Source organism: Pseudomonas sp. S10E 269 (assembly GCF_002798465.1).
GTDB lineage: Bacteria > Pseudomonadota > Gammaproteobacteria > Pseudomonadales > Pseudomonadaceae > Aquipseudomonas > Aquipseudomonas pergaminensis.
The window spans coordinates 4,074,508-4,093,398 of sequence record NZ_PHIJ01000001.1 but is presented as its reverse complement, the minus strand read 5'-3'; the positions used below and the strand labels follow the sequence as shown (position 1 = coordinate 4,093,398).

Sequence of the window (18,891 nt, the reverse complement as noted above, 5' to 3'; positions counted from 1 at the left end):
GTCCCTCGACGGTGTTTTCGCGAGCTTGCGCCCTGGCGATTAATAGCCCATGACAGAAGTGCGTCAGTCTGATGACAGCGCCCGCAGACCGCGAAGCGTTGTAGACTGGCGCCAGCACCCAAGGAGACCGCGATGAGCCCCACTCTCACGCTGCGCCACTACACCGAAGCGCCGCTCGCCCACAGCCATGACCATGCGCAGTTGGTGTTCGGCCTGTCCGGGCATTTGGACCTGGAAGTCGATGGGCGTGGCAGCCAAGTGCGCGAAAGCAGCGTGATGGTGCTGCCCTTCTCCGCCCACCATGCGTGCGGCAGTCGCGATGGCAGCCGCTGCCTGGTGCTGGACGTGCCCACCGAGCACTGGGTGCTGCAATCCTTGGGCGAACATGCCGAGGCCAGTCGCCGCCTGCTCGACCAACCCACGCGGTTGGCCCTGGACACGCGGCAAAGCCAGTTGGTGCACTGGCTGGCGCAGAGCCCGGTGGATGACCCGCTGATCGTCCAGCAGGGCGCGGTGCTGTTACTGGCCAGCCTCAATCATCCGCTGGCTCAACCACTGCCGGGGCGACGCCTGCCGTATGCGGCGTTCAATGCGCACATCGAGCGTCATGTTGCGCACCCGTTGCAGGTGGCAGACCTGGCGCGTATCGCCGACCTGTCGGTGGCGCGTTTACACGCACGCTTCGTGACCGAATGCGGGCAAACGCCCATGGACTATATCCGCAGTCGCCGCCTGCAAATGGCCCTGGACCTGCTGCGCAAAACCCCTTTGCCCATTGGTGAAATCGCCGACCGCGTCGGCTACACCTCGCAAAGTGCCTTTGCTGCCGCGATGCTGCGTGAGTTTGGCGCCTCGCCAGGCGCATTGCGGCGCAACGCGCAGTAAGAGCCTTGCGATAAAAATCGCGAGCCGGACGACAGACGCCTGCACGACGGAGCCACTAGACTGCGCTTCTGTCACCCGCCTGACTCAAGGACCGCAATGACTCCCCGCTCAGCCCTCGGCGCCCTGCATATCGGCGCATTGATGTTTGGCCTCACCGGCGTGTTCGGCAAACTGGCGGCCGCCTCGCCAGCCATCATCGTGTTTGGTCGCGCGGTGTTTGCCGTGGTGGCCCTGGCTGTCTTTGCCCGGTTCGCCAGCAACACGGCGTGGAAAAAGCTGGAACTGCGCGACTGGCGCCGGCTGCTGCTCAGCGGTGTCTTGCTGGCGGCACACTGGGTCACCTTCTTTATTGCGGTAAAAGTTGCCGGCGTGGCCGTCGCAACCCTGGGCTTTACCGCATTCCCGGCCTTTACCGTGATCCTCGAAGGGCTGATATTCCGCGAGCGCATCCGCGCCAACGAAGTGCTGCTGGTGGTGCTGGTCAGCATCGGCCTGGTGTTGGTGACCCCGGACTTCAACCTCGCCAGCGAAGCCACCGGTGGGTTGCTCTGGGGGATCGCCTCGGGGCTGCTGTTTTCGCTGTTGTCGCTGAACAACCGTGCCAGTTCCGGACGCATCCCGGCGGTGCAAGCGGCGTTGTGCCAGAACGTGGTGGTCGCCTTGTGCCTGCTGCCCGTGGCGGCACCAGGGCTGACCGAGGTGCGCGCAATCGACTGGCTGTGGATCGGCTTGCTCGGTGTGTTCTGCACCGGCCTGGCCCACAGCCTGTTTGTCGCCAGCCTCGCGGTGATCAAGGCGCGCACCGCCTCGGTGGTGTTTGCCATGGAGCCGGTCTACGGCATCACCGCGGCCTGGCTGCTGTTCGCCGAAACCCCGACACTGCGCATGCTGTTGGGCGGCGTGCTGATCATCGTCGCAATCGTGCTTTCCGGGTTGATGGGCGGTGCCAGCCAGGCCAAACAACCCGCTGCAACGGCTTGATCTACACTTTGAACATCCGCAACAGTTTGTCGTCGTTCAACGGATACAGACTCCTCGACGACAGCCATGCCAGTTGAAGTTGCTGCAAGCGAGTGGTCACTCCATTAACGCATGCAGGGGTTTCACTATGGAAATGCTCATAAACTTGTTGGTGCAGATCATCAGCGGTGCCGTCGGCGGCAATCTGGCCGGCATGACCAAACAAAGCCTGGGTACCGGTCTCAATACGTTTATCGGTGGTATTGGCGGGCTGATCCTGGGCCAAATCCTGGCGCTATTCACTGGCACCTCCGGTGGTGAAGCGCTGGATGTGGCGGCGGTCGGCAGCAACATTGTCGGCGGTGGTGTCGGCGGGCTGGTACTGACTTGGCTGGTTGGTTTCATCAAGCAAAAGATGGCCGCCAAATAATTCCACCCTGCAGGGTCACCGCCCTCACACGGCGGTGACGCCTACTGCGTACGGTCGTTGTGTCCCAGGTCACGCTGCGGGTCGATCTGGTCACGTACGCGCTGCTTGAGCACCTTGGCTTCCGGGAAGCCACCGTCGGCCTTGCGCTCCCAAATCTGCACGCCATCACAAGTGATACGAAACGTGCCACCGGTGGCCGGCGCCAGCGACACCTTGCCCAGGTCATCGGCAAACGTACTCAGCAGTTCCTGCGCCAGCCACGCCGCGCGCAGCAGCCACTGGCACTGGGTGCAATAGGTGATGACGATCTCGGGTTTAATCGACGACATAATTAGAGAGGCTCCTGGCATAACGGGCTCGGTGGATCGAGTGGCTATAATACCGGCCTTTATCGCCCAGCCTCGAGATTCATGATGCGCCGTCTGCTGTCCTGCCTGTTTCTGTGCCTACTTCCTTTTGTTGCCGACGCCGTCGAACCGCCACGCCCGAAAGTCGGCCTGGTGCTGTCCGGCGGCGCCGCCCGTGGGCTGGCCCATATCGGCGTGCTCAAGGCGCTGGAAGAGCAAGGCATCCAGATCGATGCGATTGCCGGCACCAGCATGGGCGCGGTGATCGGTGGGCTGTACGCGTCGGGGTACAAGATCGACGAGCTGGAAAAACTGGCGCTCAATATTGATTGGCAACAGGCCCTGTCCGACGCGCCGCCTCGGGAAGATGTGCCGTTCCGGCGCAAGCAGGATGACCGGGATTTCCTGGTCAAACAGAAACTCAGCTTCCGCGACGACGGCAGCCTGGGCCTGCCACTGGGGGTGATCCAGGGTCAGAACCTGGCGCTGCTGCTGGAAAGCATGTTCGCCCACAGCAGCGACACGCGTAACTTCGACAAGCTGCCTATCCCCTTCCGCGCGGTGGCAACCGACATCACCACCGGCGAGAAGGTGGTGTTCCGCAAGGGCCACCTGCCCCAGGTAATCCGCGCCAGCATGTCGATCCCGGCGGTATTTGCCCCGGTAGAACTGGATGGCCGGCTGCTGGTGGACGGCGGCATGACCGACAACATCCCGCTGGATGTGGCGCGGGAAATGGGCGTGGATATCGCCATCGTCGTCGACATCGGCACCCCACTGCGCTCGCGCAAGCAACTGGCGACGGTGGTGGACGTGCTCAACCAGTCCATCACCTTGATGACCCGGCGCAACTCCGAGGAACAGCTCAAGGATCTGCACCCCAAGGACGTGCTGATCCAGCCGCCCCTCGCCGCCTATGGCGTGACCGACTTCGGCCGCGCCAAGGACATGATCGACGCCGGCTACCGCGCCACCCGCGCCCTTGATGCACGCCTGGCCCACCTGCGCCCCACCGAACCGATCGACCCGCAACTGGTGGCGGCCCGCACTCCGGGCGAGCGCACGCCAGTGATCACCGCCATCAACGTGGAAAACGATTCGAAAGTCAGCGACGACGTGATTCGCTACCACATCCGCCAACCCCTGGGCGAGCCGTTGAACCTGGGCCGCCTGCAGTCAGACATGGGCACCTTGTACGGCCTGGACTACTTCGAGCAGGTGCAGTACCGCGTGGTCAAGAAAGGCCAGGACAACACCCTGGTGATCAGCGCGCGCGGCAAACGCAGCGGCACCGATTACCTGCGCCTGGGCCTGAACCTGTCGGATGACATGCGCGGCGACAGCGCCTTCAACCTCGGCGCCAGCTACCGCATGAACGGCATCAACCGCCTGGGCGCCGAATGGCTGACGCGGGTGCAGATCGGTGATCGGCAAGAGCTGTACAGCGAGTTCTACCAGCCGATGGACACCGGCTCGCGCTACTTTGTCGCCCCCTACATCAGTGCCCAGGCACAGAACGTCGAGCTGATCCTGGACAACGACCCCATCTCCGAATACCGCCTGGAACGCTACGGTTTCGGCTTGAACGTCGGCCGCCAGATTGGCAACAGCGGCGAGATCCGCTTTGGCGTCGGTGAAGCCTGGGGCAAGGCGGATGTGCGCATCGGCGACCGCGACCTGCCCAGCGTGAGTTTCAGCGAAGGCTTCTACGAACTGAAGTACTCCTTCGATTCTCTGGACAACGTGTACTTCCCCCATACCGGCGAAGACATCGGCCTGGCCTACCGCGAATTCGAACCGGGGCTGGGCTCGGACCAACGCTACCGCCAATGGGAGTTCAAGCTGGACAAGGCCATGAGCCATGGCCCGGACACCCTGGTGCTGGGTGGACGCTACGGGCGCACCCTGGATGATTCGGACGTGGTGATTTCCAGCTTCCTGCTGGGCGGTGCGCGGCAGCTGTCGGGCTTTCGCCAGGATGCAATCTCGGGCCAGAACATCAGCCTGATGCGGGCCGTGTACTACCGCCGGCTCACACCACGTTCGTACCTGCCGCTGGACTTCCCGCTGTACCTGGGTGCGTCACTGGAACGCGGCCGGGCGTGGAACAACGACAATGAATTCGACAGCGGCTACATCAACGCGGCGAGTATTTTCCTGGGCTTTGATACACCGTTGGGGCCGCTGAATTTCAGTTATGGGTTCAACGATGACAATCAGAAGGCGGTGTACCTGAACCTGGGGCAGACGTTCTAAAAAGGGCGTTCGCAAAACTAATGTGGGAGCTGGCTTGCCTGCGATGCAGGCACCTCGATTTTTTCAGTTGCTTCGAGGTGATGCTATCGCAGGCAAGCCAGTTCCCACATTTTCGACCTGCGGCATATGCAAGGTCAGGATTTTTCCAAGTTAGCCAGGATGTGCCCATGCACGCGCATGCACACGCTCAAGTCGGCTTCGTCCACGCCTACGAACAGCTCATGGCGCAGGGCGGTGGCGATGGTTTCGATTTGTTCGATCAGCGGCCGGGCGGTATCGCACAGCAGGATGCGCTTGGCACGGCGGTCTTCCACCACGGCTTGGCGTTGCACCAGGCCCTGGCCTTCAAGGCTGTCCAGCAGACGGGCCAGGGTTGGCCCTTCGACGCCGACGCTTTGCGCCAGCTCACGCTGGGTGGGTGCTTCTTCAAAACGAGCGAGGTGCAGCAGCACCAGCCAGCGCGCCTGGGACAGGCCTAGCCCGGCCAGGCGACGGTCCAGTTCGGCACGCCAACCTCGGGACATTTGCGCCAGTTGCATGCCAAATCGGTGTTGATCGGTTAACGGCATAAAAAACTCATGTTTTAGACTGAAAATAAAGTGTGGCTAATTATTAGTCAGCTAAGCATGAGCTTTGCCCATAGGCAAGAGTTGCTATGTACTGATTCGTTACATTGTCCTAATTGACGCACTAAATTTCGAATTCGGACTGCAAAGCCGCCCTTACGCAGTACAAAACACCCTCCGGAACGCGACCCGTAAACAGCGGCGCAATCTCCGCCACCGGTGGCAATTCGCCTTCTCCGTCGAGGAACGCGTCCTGGATTTCGCCGAGTAAATCCTCCGGCAAATCAAGCGCCTGCTCCAACGAGAGTTGCTGCTTGCCGATGGATTCGGCGAGCAAGGTGTAGACGTTTTTCTCCGAGCATTGCAGTTGACCCGCGATCTGGATCGGGGTCATGCCGGCACGTGCCAGGCTGATCAGTTCGTGGCGGATATCGGCGACTTCCTTCGGCGCTTCGGCCTGGCCGCCGAGCACTTCGAGGAAGGCCTGGCCGTAACGCTCCAGCTTGCGCGCACCCACACCGCTGACGCGCGCCATCTCGGCCATGGTGGTGGGTTGCTCGCGCAGCATTTCCAGCAGGGTGGAGTCGGGGAAAATAACGTACGGCGGCACGCTGTGTTCCTGCGCCAGTTTGCGTCGCAGGGTGCGCAAGGCTTCCCACTGCTCGCGCTCTTCGCCACGCACCAGTTGGCTGGCTTGGCTGGTGCTGCTCTTGGCGGTGGTCTGCGGCTTGAGGTCGCGGCGCAGTTCCAGGCTGACTTCGCCCTTGAGCAACGGCCGGCAACTGTCATTCAAGCGCAACCCGCCGTAGCCCTCGATGTCGATGTCCACCAGGCCGCGCGCAACCATCTGCCGGAACAGCGAGCGCCACTCGCCTTCAGCGCGGGCCTTGCCGACGCCGTAGACCGAGAGTTTCTCGTGGCCGAAGCTGCGGACTTTCTCGTTGTCCTTGCCCAGCAGTACATCCACCAGGTGACCGACACCATAGCGCTGGCCGGTGCGGTAGATGGCGGACAAGCCCTGACGCGCCGGCTCGGTGGCATCCCAGGTCTGCACACCGTCGACGCAGTTATCGCAATGACCACAAGGTTCAGGCATGTCTTCGTCGAAGTAGGCCAGCAAGGTCTGGCGGCGGCAACGGGTTTCCTCGCACAGCGAGAGCATCGCGTCGAGCTTGTGCTGCTCAAGGCGCTTGTGACGCTCGTCGCCTTCGGAGTTCTGCAACATCTGCTTGAGCATCACTACATCCTGCAGGCCGTAGACCATCCAGGCATCCGCAGGCAGGCCATCCCGGCCGGCGCGACCGGTTTCCTGGTAGTACGCCTCCAGGGATTTGGGCAAATCCATGTGCGCCACGAAACGCACGTTGGATTTGTCGATGCCCATGCCGAACGCGATGGTGGCCACCATGATCAGGCCTTCCTCGTTGAGGAAGCGCTTCTGGTGAGCCGACCGCGTTTCGTTGGGCAGGCCGGCGTGGTACGGCAGCGCCGGGTAGCCCTGCTCGCAGAGGAACGCAGCCACTTCATCGACCTTCTTGCGCGACAGGCAATAGACAATGCCCGCATCGCTGCGCCGCTCGGAGAGGAACGCCAGCAATTGCTTGCGCGGCTGCTCCTTGGGCACGATGCGGTAGAAGATATTTGGCCGGTCAAAACTCGACAGGAAGCGCTCGGCGTTCTGCAGATGCAGGCGCTCGACGATTTCTTCGCGGGTGCGCTTGTCGGCGGTGGCGGTCAGGGCAATGCGCGGCACATCGGGAAACAGCTCCGCCAGTTGGCCGAGCTGCAGGTATTCGCGGCGAAAATCGTGTCCCCATTGCGACACGCAGTGGGCTTCGTCGATGGCGAACAGGGCAATTTCCAGGCTCTGCAAAAAGGCCAGCATGCGCGGCTGCACCAAGCGCTCGGGGGCCAGGTAGAGCATCTTCACTTCACCGCGCTTGATCCGCGCGGCCAGGTCGCGTTGCTGCTCGGCGCTGAGGGTGGAGTTCAAGGACGCCGCGGCAACGCCCAGCTCTTCGAGGGTGGCGACCTGATCGTCCATCAGCGCGATCAGCGGCGACACCACCACAGCCAAGCCATTGCGCAACAGCGCCGGCACCTGGAAGCACAACGACTTGCCGCCACCGGTAGGCATCAGTACCAGTGCGTCACCGCCACTGGCCACGCGCTCAATGATCGCACCCTGGCGGCCACGAAAACTGTCGTAGCCGAAGATGTCCTTGAGGACGCGTTGTGCCTGCTCGAGCATGTAAAACTCCAAAATAGTGCCGAAATCCCTCTGTACAGGCTGGCCGAAAAAATGCGCGTTCACGGGAAATAATCCGTAAGCGAAGTTTTCTCGGACTGGCGCTTGGCCTGCAAGGGCATCACAAAACGCGGCAGTATACCCGAGCGATACGCGGCAAAGGGCGCCACTGACGAACAGCGAACGCTATCTAAAACCTGGCAAATATGCAGTGTGGCTGGCCTGGGCGCTCAAGAAGGCCTAGAATTCAGCATCGTTTATTCCCAAGGTAGTCCTTCAATGTCCTTCGCTGAGCAACTAACCCGCCTGCAAGCCTTCCTCGACGCCGATGAGCTGCATGACGAGGCGCTGGACTACGTGGCCGCCCACGGCTACCTGACCGCCCTGTCGATCTGCTCCGAGGTCGTGCCCGACCGTGAATGGATCGACGCACTGTTCGCCGAGGAGCCGCACTACGCCGACGCCGCCCAACGCGAAGAAATCGAATCCACCCTGCTGGCCCTCAAGGCCCACATCGGTCGCCAACTGGCCTCCGACGAAGAATTCGAGCTGCCATGCGAGCTGGACCTGGGTGAAGAGCCGGATGACTCCGACCTGCGCGGCTGGTGCATCGGCTTCATGGAAGGCGTGTTCCTGCGCGAAGCCGCCTGGTTCGAAACCGCCGAGGAAGAAGTCAGCGAAATGCTGCTGCCGATCATGGTCGGTTCGGGCCTGTTCGACGACCAGCCGGAGTTCTCCGACATCGCCGCCGACGCCAACCTGATGGACGACATGATCGTACAGATCCCGGAAGCCCTCACCGCCCTGTACCTGCTGTGCAACGCCCCTGACGAAAAACCGGCGATCCTCAAGCCACGTCACCACTGAGTCGCTTGCCCGTGACACCCATGGGCAATCGTTCGCTGCTCCTGCGCTACGTGCTGCTGGCCATCGGCTGGTTGAGCGTAGCGCTGGGGGTGATCGGCATTTTCCTACCGGTATTGCCGACCACGCCCTTCCTGCTGCTCGCCGCCGCCTGCTTCGCTCGAAGCTCCCCGCGCTTCTACCACTGGCTGGTGCAACACCCGCGCCTGGGCCCGTGGATCCGCGATTACCTGGACGGCAACGGTATCCCCCTCAAAGGCAAGGTCTACGCCATCGGTTTAATGTGGCTGAGCATCAGCGTGTCCTGCTATCTAGTACCGCTGCCCTGGGCGCGCGGCTTCATGCTGACCAGTGCCGTGCTGGTGACGATCTACATCCTGCGCCAGAAAACCCTGCCACCGCGCTGAACGCCCCTGCGACATTCGATCCCACACGACCTTGGTCGACACTGACTAACCCCAGGCATCATGCGAGACTGTCCAACCGGGCCTGGAATGCCCGGGTGTTCCCATGCTCGGAGTTACCATGACGCTGTCCAGCGGGCTGATCGCCGCCGTTGCCCTGGCCTATATGGCCATTATGTTTGCCATCGCCTTCTACGGTGACCGTCGCCGAGCGCCGTTGCCGCCGCGCGTGCGTGCCTGGGTGTATAGCCTGTCGCTGGCGGTTTATTGCACCAGCTGGACCTTCTTCGGCGCCGTGGGCCAAGCCGCTGAACAGCTGTGGGCATTTTTACCGATCTACCTAGGCCCCGTGCTGCTGCTGGTGCTGGCACCCTGGGTGCTGCAGAAGATGATTCTGATCAGCAAGCAGGAAAACATAACCTCCATCGCCGACTTTATCGCGGCGCGCTACGGCAAATCCCAGTCCCTGGCCGTGGTGGTCGCGCTGATCTGCCTGGTCGGCGTGCTCCCCTATATCGCCCTGCAACTCAAAGGCATCGTGCTGGGGGTCAACCTGCTGATCGGCGCAGGCGCCGACACCACCGGTACCCGCGCCCAGGACACCGCGCTGATCGTGTCGCTGGTGCTGGCGCTGTTCACCATTGTGTTCGGTACGCGCAACCTCGACGCCACGGAACACCACCGTGGCATGGTGCTGGCGATTGCGTTCGAATCCCTGGTCAAGCTGTTCGCGTTTCTGGCTGTCGGCGCATTCGTGACCTTCGGCCTGTACGACGGTTTCGGCGACCTGTTCAGCCAAGCCATGCTGGCGCCAAGGTTGGAGGAGTACTGGAAGGAGACCGTCAACTGGCCGTCGATGGTGGTGCAGACCGGCGTGGCCATGATGGCGATTATCTGCCTGCCTCGGCAGTTCCATGTCACGGTGGTCGAGAACATCGACCCGCAGGACCTGCGCCTGGCCAAATGGGTGTTTCCCGCTTACCTGATTCTTGCCGCACTGTTTGTCGTCCCGATCGCCCTGGGCGGCAAGATGATGCTGCCTGGCTCGGTACTGCCGGACTCCTACGTGATCAGCCTGCCCATGGCTGAAGCCCACCCGGCGCTGGCCGTACTGGCGTTTATCGGCGGTGCTTCAGCGGCCACCGGCATGGTGATCGTGGCAAGCATCGCGCTGTCGACCATGGTCTCCAACGACATGCTGCTGCCGTGGTTGTTGCGTCGTTCCAGTGCCGAGCGGCCGTTCGAAGTGTTCCGCCACTGGATGCTGTCGGTACGCCGGGTCAGCATCGTGATTATCCTGCTGCTGGCCTACGTCAGTTACCGCCTGCTGGGCTCGTCTGCGAGCCTGGCGACCATTGGCCAGATCGCCTTTGCCGCCGTGACCCAATTGGCACCGGCGATGCTGGGTGCGCTGTATTGGAAACAGGCAAACCGACGCGGCGTATTTGCCGGGCTGGCGGCGGGTACCTTCCTGTGGTTCTACACCTTGGTCTTACCGGTGACGGCGAAAAGCCTGGGTTGGTCGCTCAGCCTTTTCCCAGGGCTGACGTGGATGCATTCCCACCCACTGGGGCTGTCCGTCACCTCGTTGACCTTGGGCACCGTGGTCTCACTGGCGGGTAACTTCACATTGTTTGTGTGGGTGTCGATGCTCTCGCGCACGCGGGTGTCCGAGCACTGGCAAGCCGGGCGCTTTATCGGCCAGGAAATCAGCCAGCGCGCCAGTGCCCGCTCGATGTTGTCGGTGCAGATCAGCGACTTGCTCAGCCTGGCTGCGCGCTTTGTGGGCGAGGAACGGGCCCAGCAAAGCTTTATCCGCTTCGCCTATCGCCAAGGCAAGGGCTTCAACCCCAACCAGAATGCCGACAACGATTGGATCGCTCACACGGAGCGCTTGCTGGCCGGTGTACTCGGGGCTTCCTCGACCCGTGCGGTGGTGAAAGCCGCCATCGAAGGGCGGGAAATGCAGCTGGAGGATGTAGTACGCATCGCCGACGAAGCGTCGGAAGTGCTGCAGTTCAACCGCGCGCTGCTGCAAGGCGCGATCGAGAACATTACCCAGGGCATCAGCGTGGTCGACCAGTCGCTCAAGCTGGTGGCCTGGAACCGGCGCTACCTGGAACTGTTCAACTACCCGGACGGGCTGATCAGCGTGGGCCGGCCGATTGCCGACATCATCCGCTACAACGCCGAGCGCGGGCTGTGCGGGCCGGGCGAGGCCGAAGTGCATGTGGCGCGCCGCCTGCACTGGATGCGCCAGGGTCGTGCACACACCTCCGAACGTTTATTCCCCAATGGCCGCGTGATCGAACTGATCGGCAACCCGATGCCCGGTGGCGGTTTCGTCATGAGCTTCACCGACATTACCGCGTTCCGCGAAGCTGAACAGGCACTCACCGAAGCCAACGAAGGCCTGGAGCAGCGGGTCACCGAGCGCACCCACGAGCTGTCCCAGCTTAACGTAGCGCTCACCGACGCCAAGGGTGTGGCCGAGTCCGCCAGCCAGTCGAAGACACGCTTCCTGGCAGCCGTCAGCCATGACTTGATGCAACCGCTGAACGCGGCACGCCTGTTCTCGGCCGCCCTCTCCCACCAGAACGACGGCCTGTCCAGCGAAGCCCGGCAATTGGTGCAGCACCTGGACAGCTCGCTGCGTTCTGCCGAAGACCTGATCAGCGATTTGCTGGACATCTCGCGCCTGGAAAACGGCAAGATCACTCCACAGCGCCAGCCCTTTGTGCTCAATGAGCTGTTCGACACCTTGGGCGCGGAGTTCAAGGCGCTGGCCCAGGAGCAAGGCCTGCGCTTTCGCCTGCGCGGCAGCCATTTACGCGTGGACAGTGACATCAAGTTGCTCCGCCGGATTCTGCAGAACTTTCTCACCAACGCCTTCCGTTATGCCGACGGCCCGGTGCTGCTCGGCGTACGTCGCCGCAAGGGCGAGTTGTGCCTGGAAGTGTGGGACCGTGGCCCGGGGATACCGCAGGATAAACAAAAGGTGATCTTTGAAGAATTCAAGCGCCTGGACAGCCACCAGACCCGCGCGGAGAAAGGCCTGGGGCTAGGCCTGGCGATCGCCGACGGCCTGTGCCGCGTGCTGGGCCACCGCCTGAGCGTGCGCTCGTGGCCGGGCAAGGGCAGCGTATTCAGCGTGCGCGTGCCGCTGGCACGCAACCAGGCCAGCCCGCAGGTCAAGACACCCCAGGAAACCGGCCTGCCGTTGAGCGGCGCGCAGGTGCTGTGCGTGGATAACGAAGAAAGCATCCTGATCGGCATGCGCAGCCTGTTGACGCGCTGGGGCTGCGAAGTGTGGACCGCCACCGACCAGGCGCAGTGCGCGGCGTTGCTGGCCGGGGGCGTGCGCCCGCAGCTGGCCCTGGTGGACTACCACCTGGACCACGGTGAAACCGGTACTGAATTGATGGGGTGGCTGCGCGCGCAATTGGCCGAGCCGATTCCCGGCGTGGTGATCAGCGCCGACGGCCGCCCGGAGATGGTGGCCGAGGTGCATGCGGCCGGGTTGGATTACTTGGCCAAGCCGGTGAAGCCGGCGGCGTTGCGGGCGTTGCTGAGCCGGCACCTACCGCTGTAGGTCATCTGTAGGAGCCTGCTTGCCGGCGATGAGGGCCTTGGGAATGGCGCCGATTGTACCGACGCCATCGCCGGCAAGCCGGCTCCTACAATGGCCGCGTTTATTCGGGCAGGTGCGCTACACCATCGGAGTCGGTCATCGCCCGCTCCAGCAAATCCGTCGGCAAGCTTTTACTGGCGCGCGCACCGAGCAACTTCAATTGCTCGGTGCGGCTGACCAGATTTCCGCGTCCATCTGTCAGCTTGTTCCGTGCTGCGCTGTAAGCCTTATCCAACTGCTGCAAACGGTTGCCCACTTCATCAAGGTCCTGAATAAACAGCACGAACTTGTCGTACAGCCAGCCCGCACGCTCGGCGATTTCGCGGGCGTTCTGGCTCTGGCGCTCCTGCTTCCACAGGCTGTCGATCACCCGCAGGGTGGCGAGCAAGGTGGTGGGGCTGACGATAACGATATGGCGGTCGAACGCTTCCTGGAACAGGTTAGGTTCGGCTTGCAGCGCGGCGGAAAACGCCGCCTCGATAGGCACGAACAGCAACACGAAATCCAGGCTGTGCAGGCCCTCCAGGCGCTTGTAATCCTTGCCGGCCAAGCCTTTGACGTGATTACGCAGCGACAGCACGTGTTGCTTCAACGCCGCCTGGCCGATCACGTCGTCCTCTGCGGCCACGTACTGTTGATAAGCGGTGAGGCTGACCTTGGAGTCCACCACCACCTGCTTGTCGCCGGGCAGCATGATCAGCACGTCCGGCTGGAACCGCTCGCCGTCCGGGCCTTTGAGGCTCACTTGGGTCTGGTACTCGCGCCCCTTCTCCAGGCCCGCATGCTCAAGTACCCGCTCAAGGATCAGTTCACCCCAGTTGCCTTGGGTTTTCTGGCCCTTGAGCGCACGGGTGAGGTTGGTGGCCTCGTCTGACAGACGCAGGTTCAGTTGCTGCAGGCGTTCAAGCTCCTTGGCCAGGGAAAACCGCTCACGCGCCTCGTTCTGGTAGCTTTCTTCCACGCGTTTTTCGAACGATTGAATGCGCTCTTTCAGCGGGTCGAGCAACTGGCCCAGGCGTTCCTGGCTGGTCTCGGCGAAACGCTGTTCACGCTCATCGAAAATCTTGCCGGCCAGCTCGGCAAATTGCGCGCGCAGCTCATCGCGCGAGCCTTGCAGGTCGGTGAGGCGCTGTTGATGGCTGTCCTGTTGCTCGCGCAGTTCGGCACGCAAGGCCGCCGCCAACGCATCAAGCCGGCGCAGTTCGGCCTCCTTGGCGCTGCGGTCGAGGTTCCAGGCGTGGGCTGCGTCGCGGGCATTGTCGCGGTCGATCTGCAGCAATTCGACTTCACGGCGCACGGCAGCGAGGTCGGCCTGCTTGGCGGCATTGGCTTGGCTCAGGTCGCTGATTTCATCACGACTGGCATCCAACTGGGCGGCGAGGCCCTCCTGGGCCAATTGTGCAGTGGCCAGGCGCTCTTCGAGCAGCTCCCAGCCGGTCATGCGCGCGGTCAAGCGGCGCTGAAGCTGCCAGCACACAGCCAATAAAGGCACGGCAGCGCCAGCGAGGCCCAGGGCAATGCTGGTCCAGTCAAAAGCCATAGACATGTCTGCCATCACCGAAAAAAAACAAGGTTAGCGGAGCGCAGGGCCTGAGGACAGCTCAGTCTTCGACCTGGCCCAGTTCACGTTGGGCGCGGCGGTCACCGGCGCGGGCCGCGAGGCGCAGCAGGTCGTGGCCGATGCGGCGGTCGCGGGCATTGCCGCATTCACGACACATCAGTTGGCCCAGGCGGCTTTGGGCAGCGACCACGCCTTCACGGGCCGGCTGCTTGAGCAAACGCCCAGCGAAGTGTTTGACGTTGGTGTTGTGACCCAGGCGCGGACTGTCGAGCAACCACAAGGCAACTTTCAAGGAGAAGCGCTTGGGGGCGGTAACAGTTTGAGGGGCGTCGGTAACAGATGGTGATACTGAGCGAAACTTCATAAAGCACTGTGGGACAGATCGGAAGGCGCGCCACTCTACTCTTTTTTTCGTACAGGTAAAGCTGAAAAAACTCTGCACGCCCGTTCTAGAGCAAGCGCTCGGGACAATCCACAGAAGCTGTGGATAACTCAGTGGACAACCCCCCTTTAACTCGCTCAAAGCCGCATGGAATGGGGGCCGCAGTCAAACTGACGATTTTTTCACCAATAAAAAAAAGCCAGATTTTTCATTGACTTAAATTTCCATTGCAGGCAAATGGCAACCCCGCAGGGCAGATGACAGCGCGGTTACACACCCCGCAACTAATGTGCACAAGTACCCATCTGATGGTTATATCAGCGGCTTTTTTTGAAGCGACACGCGTCATAAATGTTACCGCCGGGGCAAACCTGGGACTTTTCAAATCTTTCCTGGCTCGCCACACTCCCGGACCTACAGCGCGATGGTAGTAGGGTCGATGAAAGGAATTCTGTTGTTCGCCGTGTTGCTACTGGCCATCTGCGCCATTTCCCTGGGAATCAATGCCGCACTGCCGTCACCGGATGGGGCGTTGTTTGCCATCGCTATCTTGCTGTCGGCAGCGTTTACGGCGGTCAGCCTGTGCATTGAGCTGGGTGAAGGTCGAATCAATGACATGGGCGATGTGATGAAGGTGGTGGAGACTGGCCAGTCCCTGCGACTGACGCTCGCCGCCTACGCGCTGGGCTGCTCGCTGGCAGCCGCGATGACAGTATTGGTCTATCGCGGCCTGCTGGGCGGCTGATTGAAGTTTTTTTGCTATCACACTTCCCTTACCCGATTCAATCCGTTACTATCCGCGGCGTTAGTACCAAGCTGAAAGTCAATTCTGGTCGAACAACTCCCCTGTCCAACACGGGATCGACCACCTCGATGGTTTCCAGGTATCGCTTGTGACGACACTGCCTTTGAACACGCAAAGGGTGTCGCGAAGTTTCAATACTCTGACCGAACCAGCCTGCAAATTGATCAGGATCTTCACCCTGGGCCCAGAACCTTTGCCCTTGTTGTGTTGCCTGCCCTCCTAAGTACCTACCTGCCAGCCCAAGCGCGCCTAACTTATTAGCGCTTCAAACTGGCTGCTTTGTTCCAGTCGGGTTCTTCGTTTGATCAATGGTGATCAACGTTACTGGAACGTTTTAACGTTGCACGGTTCTTAATCCGTGTCATTTGTAGGAACACCAATAATATGAACGCTCAAATCCACACTCAGGATGCCATTCGCACCCTCACTAACGCTTTTGCCCCAATGAACTGCCTGATCATGGCCGCTCGCAAAGGCTGCTTCAGCTTCACCCTGGTCAACGAACACGGCATCGCTCGTCACAGCGAACGCCTGTACCCCGATCAATACTCCAGCGCAGAACCGCTGCAGGCCGTGATCGAGCGTACCCGTCAGGCACTGACTGCCTGATCGACCCGAGTCGCTGAAACACAAAAACCCTGTTTAAAAAGCAGGGTTTTTTATTGCCTGGCTTTTATGCACAGGCGATGGCACTCAGTTCAAATAGATATAAACGTTATAACTAAATGAAGAAGATGTTTTAAAAACAGTCCTTTACATCACAAATATGACACTACACTTCAACTCAAGCGGCATGATCCGCTTCCGGCGAGCCTGAGATCCGATTCACTGCTGCCAAGCCCCCACCTTCTCAGGCCTCGTCGACCACTTTCACGGATTGAGGCTTGTATGGGTATCGCCGCCAGCGAATTGTGTCGTTATGTGATCCGGCCGACCTTGATGTATCTCGGCCGCCATAACCCGACGGCCGAGTCCCTGCTGCTGGGCATTGCCGCCAGCCAGTCGGAACTCGGCTCCGCGTTGCACGATCGCCGTGGGCATGGCTTGTACAGCATCACCGAACCGCGCCACCGCGCCTTGTGGGACGACTACCTGGCACTCGATCCCGAACGTGCCAGCCTGGTACGCGGGTTGGCCAGCCAGCACGCGTTCCTTAGCGCACCACAACTGGAGCTGACGGTAAACCTGCGTTACGCCACCGCAATCGCCTGGCTTTTGGTCGAACAACACACCCCCGCACTGCCACCGCCTGGAGATGTACTGGCCATGGCGCGTATCTGGAAAGAAATTTTTCACCCACACGGACGACTGCGCGATTTCACTCAAGCCTGGCAAACCTGTGTTTCACCCATGAATCACGTGGTTTGCTGACCGGGCAATTTGCAAGATTCGGCAAAAACCCTGAATTTTGGTCGGATTGTCCTACAAAACCGCTCTATCTCCTGCATTACAGCCTATAGCGCGATCTTAAATTTATTGTTACTTTCCGCAGCGGTGATCACCACGGAGTTCTAATAATGAAAAAAGTAATGCTCAAGACCACACTTAGCCTCGCCGTTGCCATGGCATCCTCCCAACTGTTTGCAAGCGGTTTCGCACTGAACGAACAGAGCGTCAGCGGGATGGGTACGGGTTTCGCAGGCCGCTCTTCTTCTGCCGATGATGCAAGCACTGTTTACGGTAACCCTGCCGGTATGGCTCGCCTGAATGGCCAGCAGATCACGGGCGGCGTTGCGGCAATCGATGCCTCGACTGATCTCAGCGATACTGGCGGTAACTCGCGCGGCTCCAACAAAGGTGACATGGTTCCATTCACCGCGGTGCCATTTGGTTTCTACACCAACAAACTTAACGACCAGTGGGCTATCGGCTTCGGTGTGTACGCACCGTTTGGCTTGGTAACCGACTATGAAAGCGGCTTCCAGGGCAAAGGTTTCGGCAGCAAGAGCGAAGTGAAGGTCATCACCTTCCAGCCAACTGTCAGCTATGCCTTCAATGATCGGGTATCCGTTGGCTTTGGTCCGACCATCAACCGGATCTCTGGTGTGCTGGAGTCAGACAAGACCCTCAACCCTGCCGTCAGCGATACCAACGTCAAAATCAAGGGTGATGACACTGCACTGGGCTTCAACGTCGGTGTATTGGTCCAGGCGACCGATACCACACGTGTGGGCCTGACCTACCACTCCAAGGTCAAGTACAAGCTGGACGGCCATACCACCGTCAGCGGCCCCGCAGCCACTCAACCTTTCCTGCGTAACAACCGTTACGACGCGTCGCTGAAAATCGATACCCCTGAGTCCTACGACCTGTCGGTCACACAAGACCTGACTGACGCCTGGAAACTGTATGGCGGTGCTACCTGGACGCGCTGGAGTCGCCTGAAAGAGATCACCGTCAACAACAAAGGTGTGACCGCGGCAGGCGGTGCATTGGCACCCAGCCAACTCAGCGCTATCACTGAAGAGCAAAACTGGCACGATACCTGGGCCTACGCCGTGGGTACTTCTTACCAGTTGACTAAACAAGTGGTGCTGCGCACCGGCTTGACCTTCGACCAGTCGCCCACTAACAACACCAACCGCTCGCCGCGTATCCCTACGGGCGACCGCACGATCTTCAGCCTGGGCCTGGGCTACAAAGTCATGGATAACATGACCATCGACCTGGCTTACTCGTACTTGAAGGAAGAGGACGTCAAGGTCAACCAGACCGCTGCCGCTCCTTCTACCGCCAGCTACCGTGCCAAATACGAAAACAGTGCCAACGGTTTCGGCCTGGGCATGACCTACACCTTCTGATTCAGACGGGTGTGAAAAAGCCCCGCTCTCCTGCAAAGGAGGCGGGGCTTTTTAATGGCTGACTCTCAAGGCTTGGACGCTATCGCCGCCTCCACGGCCTTGATCAATTCCGGACTGTCCGGCTTGGTCAGGCTGGAGAAATTGGCGATTACCTTGCCTTGGCGGTCGACCACATATTTATAGAAATTCCACTTCGGCGGCGCGTCAGTCTGCTGCGCCAACACCTTGAACAGGTGCACCGCATCCGGCCCCTTGACCTTCTGCGGCTCGGTCATGGTGAACGTCACGCCGTAGTTCACGTAACAGACCTTGGCGGTCTCTTCGCCAGTCTTGGCTTCCTGCTTGAAGTCATCGGACGGCACGCCGATCACTTCCAACCCTTCGCCCTTGTAGCGCTGATACAAAGCTTCCAGGCCTTTGAACTGTGGAGCGAACCCGCAGAAGCTCGCGGTGTTGACAATCACCAAGGGCTTGCCAGCAAAACGTTGGCACAGGTCGATGGATTCCTTGGCGCGCAGCTTGGGTAATTGGCCTTCCAACAACGGCGGGCAACTGGCGGCCAGGGCGGCACCGCCAATGGCCATCAGGACGGGTACAGCGAGCCAGCGCATCTGCATGTCGTGTGTCCTTGAAAATATTCAGGCTACGAACTTAACAGATCGACATACCCAGTTGCATCAACGCCAGCCCACCGTGTTGCCAGCCCCACCAGGCCAGTAGCACCAGGACCAACCCTGCCGCAAGTATCACA

At 60.8% G+C, this 18,891-nt stretch carries 17 protein-coding genes; 11 read left to right on the top strand and 6 right to left on the bottom strand.

The features are described 5' to 3' along the window. Positions 1-132 precede the first annotated feature (132 nt). The 3 genes from CWC48_RS19085 to CWC48_RS19075 all read left to right on the top strand — a co-directional run bounded on the left by CWC48_RS19085 (position 133) and on the right by CWC48_RS19075 (position 2,275). Positions 133-885: a helix-turn-helix domain-containing protein gene (locus tag CWC48_RS19085; protein ID WP_078049636.1), complete on the top strand. Its 753-nt coding sequence runs from the start codon at positions 133-135 to the stop codon at positions 883-885. A gap of 96 nt (positions 886-981) precedes the next feature. After that, positions 982-1,866 carry a DMT family transporter gene (locus tag CWC48_RS19080; RefSeq protein ID WP_078049637.1) on the top strand — a complete coding sequence of 295 codons (885 nt, stop codon included), beginning with the start codon at positions 982-984 and terminating at the stop codon, positions 1,864-1,866. 127 nt (positions 1,867-1,993) lie between these two features. Beyond that, positions 1,994-2,275, top strand: coding sequence for a hypothetical protein (locus tag CWC48_RS19075; protein WP_078049638.1), 282 nt, complete (start codon positions 1,994-1,996; stop codon positions 2,273-2,275). 41 nt (positions 2,276-2,316) lie between these two features. On the opposite strand, the gene CWC48_RS19070 is transcribed toward CWC48_RS19075, so the two are convergent. Further along, on the bottom strand, positions 2,317-2,604 hold the full coding sequence (locus CWC48_RS19070; protein WP_078049639.1) for a SelT/SelW/SelH family protein: 288 nt from the start codon (positions 2,602-2,604) through the stop codon (positions 2,317-2,319). Positions 2,605-2,688: 84 nt separating this feature from the next. On the opposite strand from CWC48_RS19070, the gene CWC48_RS19065 reads away from it, so the two are divergent. Beyond that, positions 2,689-4,878 (top strand): patatin-like phospholipase family protein, encoded by a 2,190-nt coding sequence (locus tag CWC48_RS19065; RefSeq protein ID WP_100492389.1) that lies wholly within the window; start codon positions 2,689-2,691, stop codon positions 4,876-4,878. Between the two features lie 134 nt (positions 4,879-5,012). On the opposite strand, the gene CWC48_RS19060 is transcribed toward CWC48_RS19065, so the two are convergent. Together CWC48_RS19060 and recQ are read right to left on the bottom strand one after the other, a co-directional pair. Continuing rightward, positions 5,013-5,447 carry a MarR family transcriptional regulator gene (locus CWC48_RS19060; protein WP_028617350.1) on the bottom strand — a complete coding sequence of 145 codons (435 nt, stop codon included), beginning with the start codon at positions 5,445-5,447 and terminating at the stop codon, positions 5,013-5,015. A gap of 121 nt (positions 5,448-5,568) precedes the next feature. Continuing rightward, on the bottom strand, positions 5,569-7,695 hold the full coding sequence (gene recQ / locus CWC48_RS19055) for a DNA helicase RecQ (protein WP_078049641.1): 2,127 nt from the start codon (positions 7,693-7,695) through the stop codon (positions 5,569-5,571). Positions 7,696-7,971: 276 nt separating this feature from the next. Here recQ and CWC48_RS19050 point away from each other — a divergent pair, with 276 nt between their 5' ends. The 3 genes from CWC48_RS19050 to CWC48_RS19040 all read left to right on the top strand — a co-directional run bounded on the left by CWC48_RS19050 (position 7,972) and on the right by CWC48_RS19040 (position 12,552). After that, positions 7,972-8,559, top strand: coding sequence for a YecA family protein (locus CWC48_RS19050; protein WP_015885221.1), 588 nt, complete (start codon positions 7,972-7,974; stop codon positions 8,557-8,559). A 20-nt stretch (positions 8,560-8,579) separates the two neighbouring features. Next, complete coding sequence (locus CWC48_RS19045) at positions 8,580-8,963, top strand: YbaN family protein (RefSeq protein WP_065873769.1); 384 nt, start codon at positions 8,580-8,582, stop codon at positions 8,961-8,963. A gap of 118 nt (positions 8,964-9,081) precedes the next feature. Next, positions 9,082-12,552 (top strand): PAS domain-containing hybrid sensor histidine kinase/response regulator, encoded by a 3,471-nt coding sequence (locus CWC48_RS19040; protein ID WP_100492388.1) that lies wholly within the window; start codon positions 9,082-9,084, stop codon positions 12,550-12,552. Between the two features lie 100 nt (positions 12,553-12,652). Here the strand turns inward: CWC48_RS19040 and rmuC are convergent, their stop codons facing one another. After that, a complete protein-coding gene (rmuC, locus tag CWC48_RS19035; RefSeq protein WP_177409548.1) occupies positions 12,653-14,017 on the bottom strand; it encodes a DNA recombination protein RmuC in 1,365 nt (454 codons plus the stop codon). A gap of 175 nt (positions 14,018-14,192) precedes the next feature. Further along, complete coding sequence (locus CWC48_RS19030; protein ID WP_078049644.1) at positions 14,193-14,516, bottom strand: hypothetical protein; 324 nt, start codon at positions 14,514-14,516, stop codon at positions 14,193-14,195. A gap of 457 nt (positions 14,517-14,973) precedes the next feature. Between CWC48_RS19030 and CWC48_RS19025 the strand changes: the two genes are divergently transcribed. The 4 genes from CWC48_RS19025 (at position 14,974) to CWC48_RS19005 (ending at position 18,140) form a co-directional block, all read left to right on the top strand. Next, positions 14,974-15,279 carry a hypothetical protein gene (locus CWC48_RS19025; protein WP_078049645.1) on the top strand — a complete coding sequence of 102 codons (306 nt, stop codon included), beginning with the start codon at positions 14,974-14,976 and terminating at the stop codon, positions 15,277-15,279. A gap of 444 nt (positions 15,280-15,723) precedes the next feature. Continuing rightward, complete coding sequence (locus CWC48_RS19015; RefSeq protein WP_005790139.1) at positions 15,724-15,948, top strand: hypothetical protein; 225 nt, start codon at positions 15,724-15,726, stop codon at positions 15,946-15,948. Between the two features lie 279 nt (positions 15,949-16,227). Then, positions 16,228-16,710: a hypothetical protein gene (locus CWC48_RS19010; RefSeq protein WP_078049646.1), complete on the top strand. Its 483-nt coding sequence runs from the start codon at positions 16,228-16,230 to the stop codon at positions 16,708-16,710. Between the two features lie 146 nt (positions 16,711-16,856). Further along, entirely contained in the window at positions 16,857-18,140 is a 1,284-nt protein-coding gene (locus CWC48_RS19005) for an OmpP1/FadL family transporter (protein WP_100492387.1), read from the top strand. Between the two features lie 65 nt (positions 18,141-18,205). Here the strand turns inward: CWC48_RS19005 and CWC48_RS19000 are convergent, their stop codons facing one another. Beyond that, a complete protein-coding gene (locus CWC48_RS19000) occupies positions 18,206-18,757 on the bottom strand; it encodes a glutathione peroxidase (RefSeq protein ID WP_078049648.1) in 552 nt (183 codons plus the stop codon). Between the last annotated feature and the right edge of the window lie 134 nt (positions 18,758-18,891).